23 protein-coding genes and 1 pseudogene are annotated in these 17,424 nt (G+C 42.3%); 18 read left to right on the top strand and 6 right to left on the bottom strand.

Annotated features, from left to right (window positions below):
- The first annotated feature begins 110 nt into the window (after positions 1-110).
- Together S3O_RS0103745 and hemC are read left to right on the top strand one after the other, a co-directional pair.
- Positions 111-1,013, top strand: coding sequence for an acyltransferase (locus tag S3O_RS0103745; RefSeq protein ID WP_033227259.1), 903 nt, complete (start codon positions 111-113; stop codon positions 1,011-1,013).
- Positions 1,014-1,025: 12 nt separating this feature from the next.
- Positions 1,026-1,955, top strand: coding sequence for a hydroxymethylbilane synthase (gene hemC / locus S3O_RS0103740; protein WP_010597727.1), 930 nt, complete (start codon positions 1,026-1,028; stop codon positions 1,953-1,955).
- Here the strand turns inward: hemC and S3O_RS13595 are convergent.
- Positions 1,947-2,460, bottom strand: a pseudogene (locus tag S3O_RS13595) (endonuclease III domain-containing protein); the annotation flags it as partial. The gene hemC and the pseudogene S3O_RS13595 sit on opposite strands and share 9 nt — an antisense overlap.
- Positions 2,433-2,852, bottom strand: coding sequence for a S24 family peptidase (locus S3O_RS19515; protein ID WP_083827635.1), 420 nt, complete (start codon positions 2,850-2,852; stop codon positions 2,433-2,435). The gene S3O_RS19515 and the pseudogene S3O_RS13595, both read right to left, overlap by 28 nt.
- Positions 2,853-3,370: 518 nt before the next feature.
- Here S3O_RS19515 and S3O_RS20635 point away from each other — a divergent pair.
- The 9 genes from S3O_RS20635 to S3O_RS18000 all read left to right on the top strand — a co-directional run bounded on the left by S3O_RS20635 (position 3,371) and on the right by S3O_RS18000 (position 10,690).
- Positions 3,371-3,508, top strand: a complete 138-nt coding sequence (locus S3O_RS20635) for a 30S ribosomal protein S15 (RefSeq protein WP_010597723.1) — start codon at positions 3,371-3,373, stop codon at positions 3,506-3,508.
- Positions 3,477-3,629: a 30S ribosomal protein S15 gene (locus S3O_RS20630; protein ID WP_456238846.1), complete on the top strand. Its 153-nt coding sequence runs from the start codon at positions 3,477-3,479 to the stop codon at positions 3,627-3,629. The genes S3O_RS20635 and S3O_RS20630 overlap by 32 nt, the downstream gene beginning before the upstream one ends.
- A gap of 203 nt (positions 3,630-3,832) precedes the next feature.
- Complete coding sequence (gene pnp, locus S3O_RS0103720; RefSeq protein ID WP_010597721.1) at positions 3,833-5,914, top strand: polyribonucleotide nucleotidyltransferase; 2,082 nt, start codon at positions 3,833-3,835, stop codon at positions 5,912-5,914.
- Between the two features lie 26 nt (positions 5,915-5,940).
- A complete protein-coding gene (locus tag S3O_RS0103715; RefSeq protein WP_010597720.1) occupies positions 5,941-6,336 on the top strand; it encodes a beta/alpha barrel domain-containing protein in 396 nt (131 codons plus the stop codon).
- Positions 6,324-7,022, top strand: a complete 699-nt coding sequence (locus tag S3O_RS13585; protein WP_202798005.1) for a carbamoyl-phosphate synthase domain-containing protein — start codon at positions 6,324-6,326, stop codon at positions 7,020-7,022. Before S3O_RS0103715 ends, S3O_RS13585 begins: the two co-directional genes overlap by 13 nt.
- Positions 6,995-7,192 (top strand): glutamine amidotransferase-related protein, encoded by a 198-nt coding sequence (locus tag S3O_RS19510; RefSeq protein ID WP_202798004.1) that lies wholly within the window; start codon positions 6,995-6,997, stop codon positions 7,190-7,192. Before S3O_RS13585 ends, S3O_RS19510 begins: the two co-directional genes overlap by 28 nt.
- The gene (locus S3O_RS20340) at positions 7,173-7,364 is read left to right on the top strand and encodes a glutamine amidotransferase-related protein (RefSeq protein WP_202798017.1); all 192 of its coding nucleotides are present in this window, start codon (positions 7,173-7,175) and stop codon (positions 7,362-7,364) included. The genes S3O_RS19510 and S3O_RS20340 overlap by 20 nt, the downstream gene beginning before the upstream one ends.
- 79 nt (positions 7,365-7,443) lie before the next feature.
- Positions 7,444-9,423, top strand: a complete 1,980-nt coding sequence (gene carB / locus S3O_RS18005; protein ID WP_010597719.1) for a carbamoyl-phosphate synthase large subunit — start codon at positions 7,444-7,446, stop codon at positions 9,421-9,423.
- Positions 9,377-10,690: an ATP-binding protein gene (locus tag S3O_RS18000; protein ID WP_202798003.1), complete on the top strand. Its 1,314-nt coding sequence runs from the start codon at positions 9,377-9,379 to the stop codon at positions 10,688-10,690. The genes carB and S3O_RS18000 overlap by 47 nt, the downstream gene beginning before the upstream one ends.
- A gap of 3 nt (positions 10,691-10,693) precedes the next feature.
- Here S3O_RS18000 and S3O_RS17140 read toward each other — a convergent pair whose 3' ends face one another.
- From S3O_RS17140 to S3O_RS19500, 3 genes are read right to left on the bottom strand one after another with little or no spacing between them, the layout of a single operon-like run.
- Positions 10,694-10,858: a hypothetical protein gene (locus S3O_RS17140; protein WP_156792725.1), complete on the bottom strand. Its 165-nt coding sequence runs from the start codon at positions 10,856-10,858 to the stop codon at positions 10,694-10,696.
- Positions 10,855-11,451 (bottom strand): ATP-binding cassette domain-containing protein, encoded by a 597-nt coding sequence (locus tag S3O_RS20050; protein WP_328264131.1) that lies wholly within the window; start codon positions 11,449-11,451, stop codon positions 10,855-10,857. The genes S3O_RS17140 and S3O_RS20050 overlap by 4 nt, the downstream gene beginning before the upstream one ends.
- Positions 11,403-12,026, bottom strand: a complete 624-nt coding sequence (locus S3O_RS19500) for an ATP-binding cassette domain-containing protein (protein ID WP_010597716.1) — start codon at positions 12,024-12,026, stop codon at positions 11,403-11,405. The genes S3O_RS20050 and S3O_RS19500 overlap by 49 nt, the downstream gene beginning before the upstream one ends.
- 883 nt (positions 12,027-12,909) lie before the next feature.
- On the opposite strand from S3O_RS19500, the gene S3O_RS0103685 reads away from it, so the two are divergent.
- From S3O_RS0103685 to S3O_RS13570, 7 genes are all read left to right on the top strand, one after another.
- Entirely contained in the window at positions 12,910-13,689 is a 780-nt protein-coding gene (locus tag S3O_RS0103685; protein WP_010597715.1) for a hypothetical protein, read from the top strand.
- A gap of 227 nt (positions 13,690-13,916) precedes the next feature.
- Positions 13,917-14,621: an aspartate carbamoyltransferase gene (gene pyrB / locus S3O_RS13575; protein WP_202798002.1), complete on the top strand. Its 705-nt coding sequence runs from the start codon at positions 13,917-13,919 to the stop codon at positions 14,619-14,621.
- Positions 14,590-14,727, top strand: a complete 138-nt coding sequence (locus S3O_RS19495) for a hypothetical protein (protein ID WP_202798001.1) — start codon at positions 14,590-14,592, stop codon at positions 14,725-14,727. Before pyrB ends, S3O_RS19495 begins: the two co-directional genes overlap by 32 nt.
- Entirely contained in the window at positions 14,711-14,857 is a 147-nt protein-coding gene (locus tag S3O_RS19490; RefSeq protein WP_202798000.1) for a hypothetical protein, read from the top strand. The genes S3O_RS19495 and S3O_RS19490 overlap by 17 nt, the downstream gene beginning before the upstream one ends.
- 7 nt (positions 14,858-14,864) lie before the next feature.
- Entirely contained in the window at positions 14,865-15,323 is a 459-nt protein-coding gene (gene pyrI / locus S3O_RS0103675; RefSeq protein WP_010597714.1) for an aspartate carbamoyltransferase regulatory subunit, read from the top strand.
- Positions 15,324-15,337: 14 nt separating this feature from the next.
- Positions 15,338-15,733, top strand: a complete 396-nt coding sequence (locus S3O_RS19485; protein ID WP_202797999.1) for an amidohydrolase family protein — start codon at positions 15,338-15,340, stop codon at positions 15,731-15,733.
- A complete protein-coding gene (locus S3O_RS13570) occupies positions 15,723-16,544 on the top strand; it encodes a dihydroorotase (protein ID WP_010597712.1) in 822 nt (273 codons plus the stop codon). Before S3O_RS19485 ends, S3O_RS13570 begins: the two co-directional genes overlap by 11 nt.
- Positions 16,545-16,559: 15 nt before the next feature.
- On the opposite strand, the gene S3O_RS15240 is transcribed toward S3O_RS13570, so the two are convergent.
- Positions 16,560-17,339, bottom strand: a complete 780-nt coding sequence (locus S3O_RS15240) for a class I SAM-dependent methyltransferase (protein ID WP_010597711.1) — start codon at positions 17,337-17,339, stop codon at positions 16,560-16,562.
- Positions 17,340-17,424: the final 85 nt, after the last annotated feature.

Raw genomic sequence — 17,424 nt, 5'->3', positions numbered from 1 at the left:
CGAAATGAAGTTATCGTTTATTCATGAGGACGCCTACTACCTTATTTTTATGCGGATAAAACTCTAAACAACGGTGATAGTTAGGGTCCCCCTTTTTATTCTAAGTCATCATGTCATTACTAAGTCATTTAAGAGCCACAGTGGTTGCGATACTCTACTTGGTTATTCTTATCTTGTGGTTTATCCCGCTCGCATTATTTGGCTTGTTTTGTTATCTTATTCCGATTAAATGCTGGCAGCGGATGTGTAAACAAATTATGGAGCGTTTGCCAGTTTATTGGATCCAAACCAATTATTATTTACAACAAGTGACAACCCCCATTGAGTGGCAAGTGACCGGTCTTGAAAAATTAAGTCCACATCATTGGTATCTGCTTGTGGCCAATCACCAATCTTGGACCGATATTTTGGTTTTGCAGCGTATTTTTAATCACAAGATCCCGCCGTTAAAGTTTTTCTTAAAAAGAGAACTGCTTTGGACCTTACCTTTTGCGAGTTGGGCGTGTTGGTTATTGGGATTTCCCTTCGTGCATCGACCGAGTAAATCGACGTTAGCGAAGCATCCGGAACGAAAAAATAAAGATATAGAAGAGACGAAGCGCGCTTGTCGGCGATTCCGCGCGATCCCCACGACCGTAGCGAATTTTATTGAAGGGACACGTTTTACTGAAGAAAAGCGCGTGACACAACGATCGCCATATCAACATTTGTTACATCCTAAAGCGGCTGGGATTGCATTTAGTTTAACGGTGTTAGGCGATGTCTTTACTACAATTTTAGATGTGACCATTGTCTACCCGGCGGAAAAAAAGAGTTTGTGGGAGTTTTTAAGAGGAAAAATAAAAAAGATTGTGGTCCACGTTCAGCCTATAGCCATTACTCAGGAGTATCGAGGCGATTATCAGCACGATCGTTCCTTTCGTGTTCGTTTTCAACGGAAACTTGATGCATTATGGAAAGAAAAAGATCAACGGATGAGTGAATTGCAACGTATGTTGCACGAACGTTCTTAAGGTATTCATCACTTGAAAGCCAAAGCCTGTCTGCGAATCGCGACCCGAAAAAGTCCTCTGGCCTATTGGCAAGCGAATTTTATCAAACAACAACTCGAACAACGCGCTCCTCAATTACGTATTGAATTACTCCCTTTCGTGACAGAAGGGGATAGACGTCAACAAATTGCTTTAAACAAAATTGGTGGCAAAGGACTGTTTGTCAAAGAATTAGAAAAAGCTTTACTGTCTGGGCAAGCCGATTTGGCGGTGCATTCGATGAAAGATGTTCCTATGCATTTGGAACCGGGTTTATTTTTGGGTGCGATTTGTCGACGTGATGATCCGCGAGATGTTTTGGTGGCATTGCCTGGGATGACATTAAACACTTTACCGCAAGGGGCTTGCTTAGGTTCTTCGAGTCTGAGACGCCCAGCTCAAATTCACTCTTTACGCCCGGATATTGCGGTGAAATTGCTGCGTGGCAATGTTGAAACGCGTTTAGCAAAGTGGATGCAGGGTGAGTACGATGCTATTGTTCTGGCCGCGGCGGGTCTCCTGCGCTTACAGAAAACCGCTTTTATTCAGCAATACTTAAATATCGAAGATTTTTTATCGGCTCCAGGCCAAGGTGCGTTAGGCGTCGAATGTCGTGAAGACGATAAGCAAGTTAGAGCACTCATTGAGCTGCTTAATCATGCGCCCACTCAGCGTTGTGTCACCGCAGAACGCGCATTAAGCCGTACTTTAAACGGGGGTTGCCAAGTTCCAATCGCAGCGTATGCGACGTGTATCGACGATCAATCACTCCATTTACAAGGTTTAGTCGCCACACCTGATGGAAAATTACAAATTAGAGCGCAGGCCGCTCGCTCGATTGAAGAGGCAGAGGAACTGGGCGTTTTCGTGGCGCAACGATTATTAGCGCAGGGTGCCGCACAAATCTTAGCTAATTTACGCTGATTTGAGTGCGGTGCGAGAGAATGCACATAAGTCTGCAAGACAGCAAGATCCACACCGTGGCTGACGTGCTAAACAGGTGTATCGTCCATGAAGGATAAGCCAATGATGCGCCGACATCAGGTAATTTTGAGGGATGCGTTCAAGAAGTTTTTTTTCTACCGCAAGCGGTGTTTTTTCTTTAGCTAAGCCAGTGCGGTTAGCGACACGAAAAATATGTGTATCGACAGCAAGTGTGGGTTGACCAAAGGCAACGTTTAAGACCACGTTTGCGGTTTTTCGACCGACACCCGGGAGCGTTTCGAGGGCTTCACGTTGTGCAGGAACGCAAGAAGCGTAATCGCTGACCAAAATCGCGCACGTTTTAATAATATTTTTCGAACGCTAGGATTTTTTCTGGAGTATTGGCCACCAAAAATAATCGTTCAGTGGCCTTGTTGACGGCTTTGTCGGTTGCCTGTGCGGAAAGAATCACCGCGATTAATAATTCAAATGAATTGTTGTAAATGAAAAACGATGCGGTCTGTCCAAGAGGAAGGTTTTAAAATCGGAATTCAATGGTTTTAAAATGATATGATCACCATCAATTAGGATTTGTTTAAAATTGGGGAGTTCATGCCCTTCGATATGAACGATTGCAAAATCTAAATTACTCGGCTGTAATTTCGGTTCAATCAGGAGGACGGTTCCTTCTGGAAAGCGTGGTTCCATGGTGGTATCGCGCACAGCCAGGGCGTAGGCATGCGGACTCAGCTCAATGTCAGTGGATATCGTCGGTAAAGGATTCGATTTTATCGGCAGGTTAGGCCAGGTAATGGCTTGATTCCAAGATAAAACCGGTAACTGACGCCAGCCTTGTGCATCCGGATTGAAGGTTCCGGGGATTCGGTCTGCGGGCAAGGGTTCATCACCGATCAACTGGCTGATGGAAATTGCAAAGAAGTTTGCAATTGGGCTTAATGTCGCAACCTTTGGGTTATCACTACAGGCTGCCCAATCCCTGTGCGTCGCGCAAGTTCCGATTCATTGATCCCCAGCTCCGCCATTAACCCCTTCAGAATGACACTGATGCTAGTATTTTTCATATCGTTATTCACTTTCTTGATCGGTGATGATTTTGTTAGCGAGGGCCTATTATTTCTGGTATTGAAGCTGAAGTAAAGACGAATAATAAGCAATTTTAAGGCTAAAACCGTTTCGAAGCGCTTCGAAAATTTTTATGTCGGCTTAACACCTACTTTTTAACAAGTGGTCGTGGAAAACAGAGGATACTTCTGATAAAAAGTTTTGTCAGTCTTATTCGTACTCCTCATGAAAAAAAGGTATCTTATGATCTTAATTTATGATAAATAAACCTTGTCAGCCACAGCAATTATGCATACAATAGCGACATTCATTAAGAAGAGGTAGAAGGTTTTATGTTGGTTAAAAGTGAAATTGTGGAAAAATATCAGCGTGCACCAGGAGACACCGGGTCAGCCGAAGTCCAGGTCGCTTTGTTATCTAAGTCCATTGAACTACTCAATGGCCACTTCCAAACCCATAAAAAAAGATAATCATTCACGACAAGGCTTGCTGAAGAAAGTCGCATTACGTCGTAGATTGTTAAAATATCTGAAAAAAGTAGATACTCAGCGTTATTCTAACCTTATTAAACAACTCGGTTTGCGTGGTTAACGATCGATGGATTTTTCTTCGTAATTTAGGTCTTTATGAGGCCTTTTTCTGTTTGTGCATTTAGTCACCCTGCGTGATTTTTTGTCACCTCATGAAGAGTCGAGTGTGAAAACGCTCGACTCTGTGATTGATGTTATTTTTTGTCTTAAGCGGCTGAATTGTTTAGCCCATTTTGTTCTTGTTGAAGGAAGGTAAGCGTGTTAATGAAACCCCTAAAGAAAGTATTTGAACTCGGTACACACCAAGTCACCCTCGAAACAGGGACAGTGGCTCGTCAAGCAACGGCCGCCGTGGTCGTGACGTTAGAGGGTACCACCGTGTTAGTCACGGTGGTTGGGCGTAAACCCTCTCCCCATGAGAAACCCAGCGATTTTTTCCCGTTGACGGTCCATTATCAAGAGCGTAGTTACGCCGCCGGCCGGGTACCGGGAGGCTATTTTAAGCGAGAAGGCCGCCCAACGGAAAAAGAAATTTTGACTTCGCGATTGATTGATCGTCCGATTCGCCCTCTTTTCCCAGAAACCTTCCGTCATGAAGTGCAAATTGTCGCGACAGTACTGTCTTCTAATCCCGAAATCAATGCCGATATCCCAGCGATGTTAGGCGCTTCGGCAGCATTAGCTTTGTCAGGCTTACCTTTTAAGGGGCCAATTGCTGCGGTGAGAGTGGGTTACATAAAAGGTGGATATCAACTGAATCCAACGTTCAAGGCACTGGAAAACTCTGAGCTTGACTTAGTGGTGGCTGGAACGGAAAGTGCGGTATTGATGGTCGAATCACAGGCCGCTGAACTTTCAGAAGACGCCATGTTAGGCGCAATTCTGTTTGGGCATCAAACCATGCAACCGGCTATTCAAGCCATTAAAGAATTGGTTGCTGAAGCGGGAAATCCTTCTTGGGAATGGTCTACGCCAGAAGCCTCTCAGCCGCAGGCGGAATTAGAAAGCATCTATCAGGTTGCTGAGAAAATCAGTCGCAAAACGCAATTGGATGCGTTGCAAGAAAAAGCGTGTCAAAAATGGATGGATGAAGAAAAAGGAGTTACCGAAAAAGCGGTTCTTGATTGCCTTGCGGCGCTTGAAGAACGTTGTGTGCGTGAACGTATTTTAAATGGATTGCCACGAATCGATGGACGGGATCAAAAAACGGTCCGGCCTATCACTATTTCTCCTGGATTTTTACCCCGTACGCATGGTTCCGTTTTGTTTACACGAGGCGAAACTCAAGCAATTGTGGTGGCTACTTTAGGTACTGATCGGGATGCACAAATAGTTGAAGCACTGGATGGTGAAGGGCGTGAAACCTTTATGCTGCACTATAATTTCCCACCTTACAGTGTTGGAGAAACGGGTCAAGTCGGCAGTCCAAAACGACGTGAGATTGGTCACGGTAATTTAGCGAAACGCGCTTTGCGGGCCGTATTACCCAGCGAATCCGATTTTCCTTATGTGTTACGTATCGTTTCGGAGATTACAGAATCCAATGGTTCGAGTTCGATGGCGACCGTCTGTGGTGCGAGTCTTGCTTTGATGGATGCGGGGGTGCCTTTGAAAAAACCGGTCGCGGGTATCGCAATGGGCTTAGTCAAAGAAGCGGAACGTTTTGCCGTTCTGACCGATATTCTGGGTGACGAAGATCACTTAGGCGATATGGACTTTAAAGTAGCGGGCACGGCGGAAGGGATTACTGCATTACAAATGGATATCAAAATTGATGGGATTACGGAAGAGATTTTACGTGCGGCATTAGAACAAGCAAAAGAAGGGCGCCATCATATTCTGGGTGTCATGAACAACGTGTTACCTTTACCGCGGATTGAGGTTTCACCCTACGCCCCCCGTATTACCACGTTGAAGATTAATCCGGATAAAATTCGTGATTTAATTGGTAAGGGCGGTGCGACAATCCGATCCATTACCGAAGAAACCGGCACGTTAATCGATATTAGTGACGATGGGTTGGTGCGTATTTCTACTTCGAATTTACAAGCGTGTGAAGCGGCCCTGGATCGAATTAAAAAAGTCACTGCAGAAGTCGAAGTCGGTCGTATTTATGAAGGGCCGGTTGTCAAGCTGACGGATTTTGGTGCGTTTGTTAATATCTTACCCGGACGGGATGGATTAGTGCATATCTCGCAAATTTCGAATGAACGCGTTGAAAATGTCACCGATAAAGTGAAAGAAGGACAAATCGTTAAAGTGAAAGTACTGGAAGTCGATAGACAAGGGCGGGTTCGCTTAACGATGAAAGATGTGGAAATGCAAAGCGAAGCACAAGCAGGATAATCGAATCATATGACACATCATCGCTGGTGAAAATTGGTTGGTTACCTGAATCTTATTCATTGGCTACGCTGTTGCAGGCGGTGGCACGAGCCGGTGCACAAGGACTGAGTGCAGTCAACTCATTACCGATGCGGGTTTTAAATTCAGTGCAACAACCTGTTTTTGGAAAACGTTTAATCAGTGGTGTGAGTGGCTATCCAATTAAAGACTTAGCATTATCTTTTATCCGTCGTTTACAAGCCTATAATCAACACCACCACTTGCAATTAGCAATTGTGGGCATGGGTGGAATTACTGCACCCGAACATTTTATTGAATTTCTCGATGCAGGCGCGGACGTAGCCTTATCGGCAACAGGAATGATGTGGAATCCTTTTTTAGCCTTAGACTATCATCAACGAAAATTTTTATGTCTTCATTAATTCCAGCACAGCTTTATTTACAAAGTGGCGAACGTTACTCGGGTTTGGCTTCGGCGGCACGACTGCAGCAAGAATGTCATGGCGAAGTCATTTTTAATACCGGAATGGTGGGTTATGTTGAATCACTCACCGATCCGTCTTACGCCGGACAAATACTTTGTTTTACGTATCCATTGATTGGAAATTACGGTGTTGCGGCACAAACAACGTGGGAATCACGCAAAATACAAGTCAAAGGCGTCATTCTTTCTGAATTAGCCATGTTTCCTACGCATTATCAAGCGGAACAATCTTTACAGCAATGGCTCGATCAACAAGACATTCCGTATTTGTTGGGAGTCGATACTCGGGCACTGACGCACACACTGCGTGGTCACGGCGTAGTACCCGGGATAATCACCCCTTATGCGCAACCGCAAAGTGAATTTGTCGCGTTTGATGCCATCAACTGGGTGGAGCAAGTAAGTATTCGTACCCCAGAGTATTTTGGACAAGGGAATAAAAAAATTATTGTCGTCGATTGTGGAATTAAAGAGAATATTCTGCGTTGTTTACAGCAATTTCCTATCCAAATAAAACGTGTTCCGTACGATTATGATTATAGTGAAGAAGCCTTTGATGGCGTCTTTATTTCCAATGGTCCGGGTGATCCGCTGCGGTGCACGAACGTAAAGTATTGGCTTTGAAAAAACCTTGTTTTGGTATTTGTTTAGGCACTCAATTGATGGCTTTGGCGGCCGGGGCACAAACCTATAAGTTGGCCTTTGGTCATCGTTCGCAAAATCAGCCTTGTTTACATTTGTCGACACAGCGTTGTTATCTGACTTCACAAAACCATCGGCTATGCGATTGCTGAGCAGACTTTACCGAAAGATTGGAATATTCTTTTTCGTAATTTAAATGATCATTCCATAGCTGGGATTGAACATCAAAAATACCCTTTCTTTTCTGTGCAATTTCATCCCGAAGCGGCTCCTGGGCCAGTGGATACACAATGGTTATTCCAAAAATTTTATGAATCACTGTGAAGAAATTACATCACGTGACCGACTTAATACTTTTTTCTAATGCTAGACGCGAACAAACGAAACTATGATCACTCACTTTATGCAACAAACCACAGAACGGTATCGACCATGTTGTGTCCTCATTCTTGGGTCTGGAGGATTACGCATTGGACAAGCTGGAGAATTTGATTATTCCGGTTCACAAGCGATAAAAGCGCTTAAAGAAGAGAATATTCGCACGGTTTTGATTAATCCTAATATTGCGACGGTACAAACGGATGAACATCTTGCTGATGAAGTTTATCTTCAGCCACTCAATTTTGAGACGGTCGAACAAATTATTAGAAAAGAAAAACCCGATGCGTTATTACTGGGTTTTGGTGGGCAAACTGCTTTAAATCTCGGCTTACAGTTAGAAGAAGCCGGTGTGTTACTACAGCACGGTGTGCAAGTGTTAGGGACAACCATTGCTTCGATTCGTCAATCCGAAGATCGCGATCAATTTAAAGCGCAGCTTGAGCAAATTGCCATTAAAACACCACGAAGTGTCGCGGTGACTACGGTAGAACAAGCTATTACTGCGGCGGAAACGATCGGTTATCCGATTATGCTGCGCTCTGGATTTTCGTTAGGTGGCCTCGGTTCGGGGAAAATAACTGATCAAGCAATGTTAAAGCAGCGCGCCCAAGCGAGTTTGACGGCTGTACCACAAGCGTTAATTGAAGAATACTTATTGGGTTGGCAAGAATATGAGTATGAAATTGTGCGTGACCAATCAGGCAATAGTTTGGCCATTTGTAATATGGAAAACTTGGATCCGATGGGCATTCATACCGGTGAAAGTATTGTGGTCGCGCCTGCACAAACCTTGACAAACGAACAGCATCAATTATTGCGGGGCATTGCACTGAAGATAGCGGAGCAATTCCAGATTGTCGGTGAATGTAATGTTCAATTCGCAGTGAATCCAGCGAATGGCGATTACCGTGTCATTGAAATGAATGCGCGACTTTCGCGATCCAGTGCCTTAGCTTCGAAGGCGACGGGGTATCCCTTAGCCTTTATTGCTGCGAAGTTAGCACTCGGTTATCGTTTACACGAAATCAAAAATAGTGTGACACAAGTGACGTGCGCTTACTTTGAGCCGGCACTTGACTACTTAGTTGTAAAAATACCGCGTTGGGATATCCAAAAATTCAAAGCGGCGGATCGCACCATTGGCACCGAAATGAAAAGTGTCGGTGAAGTGATGGCGATCGGTCGTTCTTTTCCGGAAGCGCTGCAAAAAGCGGTAGGAATACTCAATATTGGGGCTTCATGTCTGAGTGATTACCCGGATACGATCGCAGATTTTGAAAAAGAAATTCATTGTGCCACCGATCGACGTCTCTTTGCGTTATACACGTTTTTTAAACACGGGGGCGATTTGGCCCGAGCGCATGCGCTTTCGCAAATTAATCCCTGGTTTTTAGCGCATATTCAAGCGATTGCGCAGTTGGAACAAAAAATAGAACAAGAACCATTAACCCCTGATCTGCTCAGACAAGCAAAAAAATGCGGTTTTTCCGATACGAGACTCGCTGCATTACAACAAACCGACGAACAAGCGATTCGTCAACAACGTTTAATACATGGCATTATTCCATATGTGAAACAAATTGATACCTTGGCGGGCGAGTTTGCTGCACAAACGAATTATCTGTATCTCACTTATCACGCGGCAGAGCATGATAGCGTTCCAACCGCGGCTCGACCCATCGTTGTGTTGGGTTCTGGACCGTATGCGATTGGATCTTCTGTGGAGTTTGATTGGTGTGCAGTGAATACGGCCCGTACGCTGCGTCGTTTAGGTGAAGTGGCGATTATTATTAATTCCAATCCAGAAACGGTTTCGACCGATTATGACGAATCCGATCGTCTTTATTTTGAGCCGCTGACGTTTGAACGGGTGTGTGATATCGCTGAATTTGAACAGCCAAAAGGTTTAATTGTTTCTGTTGGTGGACAAATCGCGAATAATCTGGCCGTACCGCTTGCACAAGCCGGTTCCGTTATTGGGAACGGATCCTCAATCCATTGATATGGCTGAGAATCGCGAAAAATTTTCTGCGCTGCTCAATCGCTTACAGATTGATCAGCCGGCTTGGCAACGGATTACCGATTTACCGAGTGCGAAAGCATTTGCCCAACAAGTGGGTTTCCCCGTGCTGATTCGTCCTTCTTATATTCTCTCCGGTTCTGCTATGAACGTAGTGTATGATGCGCAATCGCTCGATAAACATCTGCAAGTCGCGGCGCGTGTTTCCCAAGAATACCCGGTGGTGATTTCAAAATTTGTCGAAGAAGCCAAGGAATTAGAAATCGATGGCATTGCCCAACGGGGTCGTATCGTCATTCAAGCAATTTCTGAGCATATTGAAAATGCTGGCGTGCACTCCGGTGATGCCACGGTGGTTTTACCGCCACAAAAATTGTATTTGGAAACGATTCGTCGTACGAAGAAAATTGCGCGTCAGATCGTCAACGTTTTACAGATTACCGGCCCGTTTAATATTCAATTTATTGCTAAAAATAATGATATTCAGGTGATTGAATGTAATCTTCGTGCATCACGTTCGTTTCCGTTTGCTTCAAAAGTGACGGGCTACAATTTAATTGAAATCGCGACTGAAGTGCTCCTTAATCGTCATCAAGCCATCGCGTATGAAACCTTAGAATTAGATTATGTCGGTGTAAAAGCGGCACAATTTTCCTATAGTCGTTTAAAAGGTGCGAATCCCGTGGCACAGGTTGAAATGGCTTCGACAGGTGAAGTGGCGTGCATTGCCGATAACTTAGTCGAAGCGTTTTATAAAGCGTGGTTAGCGACCGATCAAAAAATTACTGAAAAAAGAATTTTATTGAGTCTCGCCGATCCCTGTAAAGCAAAATTATTACCGTGGATAAAACAGTTAGAGGAAAAAAACTGGTGGATTTATAGTACTGCGGGTACACATCATTTTTTAAGTCAGCACGGCGTCGCTTCTTATTTTGTCAATAAAACTAGTGAATCGCGTCATCCAAATATTCGGGAATTGATTACGCACAAGGAAGTAGCGGTGATTATTAACATTCCAAGCTCCACAACCGGGTTACAACAAACCGATGGATTTCTCATTCGCCGTTTAGCGATTGATCATCATATTCCTTTGGTGACGAATGCACAGATTGCACAAGTATTTTTACAAGGTTTGGTTCATCTCTGGGATAAGAAGCTCTCTGTGGATTCTTGGCATGAACTCGTTCGGTCACGGAGTACTACGACGATAGTCCCACTCAAGGAGACGTTAACTCTCCCGCATAATTAGCATTTAGCGATAAGAAGCGGTAGGGCGTGAAGTGTTTGAGAGCTTATCATCTTCAGTACTATACTCGGTATCTTGCGTCGGATCGATGTCGCTATTGATGATTGGCCAGGCGTAACTTGTTGACGGTGGATCATTCGCAGCGAGTTCAACTGAGGAGTTCGGTGTCAAGAAATAGGTGCTTCGATAAATGGTTCTTTGTGCAGAAGAAGTGCTCTCTGATCGGTGTTAGCAGGAACGAAAGCGGGTTGTTTGACGCGTGGTTGTGGACGTATTTGATCAAGGTTAATCCCTAAACTGGCGCATTGCGCGCGCATTTGTTGTTTAAAGCGCCCAGCCGGGCGCGCCATTAATTCTTGATAGTTACCTTGTTCAGCAATCCGCCCGTTTTCTAAATAAATAATTTGATCCGCATTGACGACAGTATGTAAACGATCAGTAATTATCAGCGTGGTTCGTCCGATAGAGATTTCATCTAATTTAATTTGTATTTCTCGCTCTAAAGCGGGATCTAATCCCGAAGTGGCTTCGTCATAAAAAAGGATGGAGGATTGATTGCGAATCAACGCCCGCGCAATCGCTACCCGCTGTTTTTGTCCCCCGGAAAGTTTATTTCCCCCTTCCCCACAGAGTTTTTGTGGATCAAGATCATCGAGTCCAGCAAGATGCATCGCGGCCAGTACTTCTCGTTTTGTTGCGCGGAAATTAGCATAACTTACATTTTGTTCGACTGAACTATTTTCCAATATCGGTGTTTGCGGCACAATGGCGAAGGCGTGGCGCAGTGATTTGAGCGAAACTTGGCGGATATCTTGGTGATATTAATTAAAATTGTGCCTTGATTGACTTCGATAAAGCGTAACAGCAATTTAATTAAGCTTGATTTACCGATCCCGCTCGCGCCGATAATCGCAAATAATGTTTCCGCGGGTACAACAAAAGAAACATTACCAAGAATGACCGTATCTTGATAGCAAAAACTTACATTCCTAAATTTAATGGTTGCCGCGTGTTGTGGGACAAATAACGGCAAAGCATATTTTAATTCGACAATCTCAGATGTTTGATTTAAAAAATCACGGACTTTTTCGATATTGACTGCAGCGGTTTGCAAATCGGCGATCGCCGTCGGCAGTTTATTAAAGAGAATCGGTAATGGATAAAGATATAATCCAATAAAAGGTAGCGTAGCCATTGGCAGTGTTTTCTCAATCAATAAATCATTGCCAAATACGATGATTAATGTGCTCAAACTGATGCCCATGACCAAGGTTTGTAAGAGTGAATAATTTTCAATACTTTGCAACGCAGCGGCGACACTCTGCCCAAAATGATTCACTACCCGATTAAAACGATTTATTTCTCGATCGCGATTTCCAAAGTAATGAACGTTTTCGTAATGACTAACAGATTATGAAAATGGCCAGAAAATGTATACGATTTTAGAAAATGATCTTCTTGATACTGATCGATCCGATAAGCACTTTACGGGTTGATTTATCCGCAATAAATGCCGATAAATCAACCCGAACGGTTCTAATGAAATGATGAATGTAAGCCCACCGGCGACCGTAATTAATGTGACTGGATCAAGCGAAGCGATGGATAGAGAGGGTAAAGAGTTTGCAAAAATAAGGTTAAACTTACGTTCGCGCCAATATTAGCTAAAGTCACTAAAAAAACACCACTCAATTGAGCAATAATCTGTGTAGACATTGAGTGCAGTGCGTGAGCTGTAAAAACCGCTGCGCGCCAAATCTTTTTGAACCTAAGCGCTATCCTTAAGCGAGCACAGGTTTAAAAAATAAAAAGTAAATTTTTATAAATAAATTTTACATAAAAATAAATTTTTTTATTAGTGTCACACTATATTTCATTTCGTATCTAGGTGGTGTTTCTCACGTTTTGAGAAGGGTAAAATCTTGTTCAGAAAGCGCTATGACTTAATTAAGTGGAACAGAGTACAAGGTAAAAATTTCACTGAAACATTTTTAATTAAATAAAAAATTTTCGTTATCTTATCACAAGATAGGACAAAATGGTTCCGATGTTTAGGGCGGTGCTCATCCTGACGGAGAGTATAACGAGTTAACACGTTAGAAACGTACCCACTCTTAATAGAAGTAATTCTGCTTCAAAGTAATAAATAATATTTAAATTAGATATTTACAATATGTAATATCTAATTGTAAACTTCTTGCACTAATTTTTTTGAGTTTTTTATGCCAAAACCTAATCTAAGTCTTCGCTATAGTCCTTGGTTCCATAAGTTATTTCGTTTTTTTAAACCGAATGACAAATATAAAGAAATTGAACTTATAGCCATTAAGATTATAATTAAATCTTCTTTTACGAACGCAGGGATAGATCGAAGCAACGAAATAGATAAAAAGAGCCGAATTTTTTTATCTGTACTTGACAAGATTTTAAGCGTTAAGTGCTTTAACGGGCAACAGCTCGCTTTATGTTTTACCTTACTTGAAGAGCTTGAAAAGAAGGATAAATCTAAGGAGGAAGGTCAATCTACCAAGCAAAAAAAATCTTATCTAGACTACATTAACCAAATTACTTATATTTTGAAAGATGCAGGACAGCTTAATTTTAGAGCCTTTAATGTAATACATAAAAAAATGCTAGAAATAGATTTTAAAGATCTAAATTCCTTGTTAATGGTAATTTCTTTCTTAGCGGAAAAAAAATTACTTGCTGACTCAGCGATTACTTATTTAAATTGCTGTACAAATTTTCAATTTTACATTTCAACACTGATGATTAAATCTTGGTTGAAGGATGATGAGAGGGCAATTAATCAATTATTACGTATAGCTCCTCACGCAATAGAAGAAATTTATGAGAATCAAGAAGTTACGGACAGGGATGAAAATAGAGAGGTGTATCTTGTCAATCATAAAGTGCTTCATCAATTGCTAGATAAATATGAAAAGGAGCAGCCTCTAAGGGATGTTTTTTCTTCTAGTCGTGGAGTTTCTTTATCGCGGTAGGCTACATTTGAAATTGCGAACTATCAATACTCGGGCTAGAAAAGCAAAGTGAATTGTTGCATAATTGGGCGCCGCGGCTTTATCACTGGATAAAGTGTTTATTCCACTTTGGTTTTTTTTAGGATAGCGAATCAACTATCTATTGGAATAGGTCAAGCCAACGCTCATACTCGTCCATGTGGCGTGTATTAAGTTCTCTTTCCATCGACTAGGGTGAATAAATCGTTATGTCCACAACGCTCTTTCAGCGCGATATGCTTTCGATAGCCGATCTTTCTCTTTCTCAAATCCGGACTATCCTCGATTTGGCGGCACAATTTAAAAAGAAATCGCTTAAGGTTTCCTTAGCGAATAAAATTATTGCCCATTGTTTTTTTGAACCTTCTACCCGGACGCGCTTATCGTTCGAAAGTGCCGCACTGCGCTTAGAGGCCAAGGTCATTGGCTTTGCTAATGCAGAAAGTTTATCGATGACCAAAGGCGAAACGTTCAGTGATACCATCAAAACGATTGATACGTATGCGGATTTATTGATTGTTCGCCATCCTCGAGAAGGCGCGGCGCGACTCGCTGCAGAAGTAGCGCAGCATCCTGTGATTAATGCTGGCGACGGCGCGAATCAACATCCCACCCAAGCGTTAGCAGATTTGTTGACGATCGAAGAAACACAATCACGCTTAACTGAACGGGCGATAGCCATTGTCGGGGATTTAAAGTACGGACGTACTGTACATTCACTGATCCAAGCGTGTGCTCGGTTTAATTGTCGATTTTATTTTATTGCCCCCTCTTTATTAACTTTGCCCGAGGATCTCAGTGATGAACTCAAACATCAAGGGATTCGTTTTTCTTATCACCGTGATCTCGCTGAAGTGATTCCCAAAAATCGATATATTGTATATGACACGGTTGCAGCAAGAACGTTTTCATAATAATGAACAAGAGCTGTTGGAAAAACAGTTTATTTTGCAAGCAAGACAGCTCGAAGCCGCGCCGCCTCATTTAAAAAATCCTGCATCCTTTGCCACGTGCCGGTGAACTCGATAAGGCGATTGATAGCACGCCTTATGCTGCTTATTTTCAGCAGGTAGAAAACGCATTATATGTGCGTCAGGCATTGCTTACCCTCCTTCTTAAACCAGAAATTGGTGCGACTTTACTTTCTTGAGGTATTTATGATTCAACAACGACTGGTTTTAGCGATTAACCAGGGAATGGTTCTCGACCATATTCCTGCCGGACAAGCGCTAAAAATTATGCGCTTGTTACACGTGGTCAGTGATCAACAACGTATTACGCTAGGTTTGAATTTGGCGAGTCAACGTTTGACGCTCAAAGATTTAATTAAAATTGAAAATCGTCTCCTCACTGAAGAAGAATTTCATCAGGTCAGTATTTTTGCGCCAGAAGCGACGCTTAACTACATTGAAAATTTTAAGATTAGTAAAAAAGTTCGCTGTCAGTTGCCTAAGCGAATTCATGGTATTTTTATTTGTCCAAATAACAATTGCATTAGTCATGGTGAAGGTCAAACTGCGTTTCAAGTAGAAAGTGCATTAAAAACGGTGATGCTGTCTTGTGTCTATTGTGAAAGACGTTTTGAGCGCGATCAATTGGTTAAAAATTATTTATGATAAAACTGAATAATGTGCGAACAATAACAGGTCCAGCTGAAGATTGGGAAATTCTGAGTGAGCAATCGTTCTCTTTAGACGTTGGTCATTTGCTCAAACTGCCCGGTTTAATCGATCCGCATGTTCATTTTAGAACCCCAGGTCTTGAATATAAGGAAGATTGGACGACGGCGGCACAAGCCAGCATTAAAGGTGGATATACCACGGTATTTGATATGCCCAATACCCTTCCTCCTACGGTTACAGCACAAGCCTTAGCTGAAAAAAAAGCACTTATCGATCAACAGTTGCAAACCGTGGGTATTCCTTTACGTTATCAATTATTCTTTGGTGCAGACAAACAACAGTTTACGGAAATTGCGCGTGTTCAGAACCAAGTAGTGGGCATTAAAGTCTTTTATGGGTTGTAGTACGGGTGGCTTGGTGATTGATGACGATGAGAGCTTAGCAGCGATTTTTAAAATCGCTGCAGAACAGGATTTATTGGTTGCGGTGCATGCTGAAGATGAGCAGCGGTTACAACAAAATGCGCAGAAGTATCCGTTGCCGCAACCTTATGCGGTACATTCTGCTTGTCGTGATGAAACGGCTGCGATGTTAGCTGTAAAAAAAGCCATTCAATTAGTACGAAAATATCGAACGCGTCTTTATATTTTACATGTCAGTACACAGCAAGAGATTGAACTGATCGCTCAGGCAAAAGCGGAAGGATTGCCTGTTTTTGCAGAAACGACACCACATCATCTTTTTTTGACGCTAACCGATTATGAAACCTTACAAGGAAAAGCGCTGATGAATCCCCCGTTACGCGCGATAAAACATCAACAAGCCTTATTTCAAGCTATCAAAGAAGGAGTGATTGATACCATTGGCTCGGATCATGCCCCACATACCCCCGAAGAAAAAGCACAACCCTATGGACAATGTCCTTCGGGAGTACCCGGGATTGAAACTACATTGGCTTTATTACTCAATGCGGCCCATCAAAATTTATTGTCTTTAGAAAATATTGTCAATCTGACTTGTAAACGGGCAGAATCTATTTTTCGTTTAGTACCGAATCAGGATGCGGTGCTGGTTGACTTAACAGCATGTCGTACGGTAGAAGAAAAAAATCTCAAAACAAAATGTCATTGGTCGCCCTTTGCCGGAAGACGATTACAAGGCTGGCCTGTTTACACGATTTTAAAAAATCGGCTTTATGATTTAGCAACACTGTAAATAACTTATAGAAAATTAATGGTCTTTATAACCAATCATTTTAATTATTTTAAAATCGATCGTATTACCATTACACGTACAAATTTGTTGGTAGCTTTTATAAATATCTTCAACGAACGCCTGTTGTTTGGCTGTTTCTTCTAGATAATGAGTATGTGGAATAAGCAGCGTAAAAAATTTTTTTAAGGTTTCTGGGTCGGGAAATGTATACTGGATGGCTTCTTTAACTGACGAAGTCAGTTGGATTCCAGAACAAAAAGCATAGTAAGCGTAATTGAGATCATTGAGCCGATCGAATGGGTCAGGGTGATTACGAAAATAAGGTCGCCAATAGGGTTTTTTTATAATTTGGTAAATTAATGCTTTTTGTTGTTCAGAAAAAAAAGTGGTGATCAATAAAATTTTCCCTTTCGGCCGTAAACAACGAGCCATATTATGAAACGTGTCTTGTTTGTTTTGAATCCACGGTAAACAGAAGAAACTTGTGATGACGTCAAAACAATCGATAAGACTTAAGTATTGAGCGTCCATAAGTTGGTAAGATAAATTTTTATGTTGATAGTGTTTTTTGGAAAATTCAATCATCTTTGCTGAACGGTCAATCGCCAGCAAGCGACCTTGCGCCACTTTTTTAGCTAAATACAAGGAAGTTTTTCCGTCCCCACAACCGATATCAAGCGCTTGTTCTGTACCTGAAAACAATGATTGATTGATGAATTGTTTCGCTACGGCAAACTGCATTTGTGAACACTGATGGTAGATAGTGGGATTCCACTGGTCACTTTTTCTTTGCATCTCCAATCCCTTGTATTATTATTTTATGCCTCTAATATTCTATCTTGCTCAGGAATAAATGATCAAGGTTATTTTCTATCGTAAG

The organism is Rickettsiella massiliensis 20B (assembly GCF_000257395.1).
Classification (GTDB): domain Bacteria; phylum Pseudomonadota; class Gammaproteobacteria; order Diplorickettsiales; family Diplorickettsiaceae; genus Diplorickettsia; species Diplorickettsia massiliensis.
The sequence above is the reverse complement of the archived record's forward strand: the minus strand, read 5'-3'. Positions and strand labels throughout refer to the sequence as shown.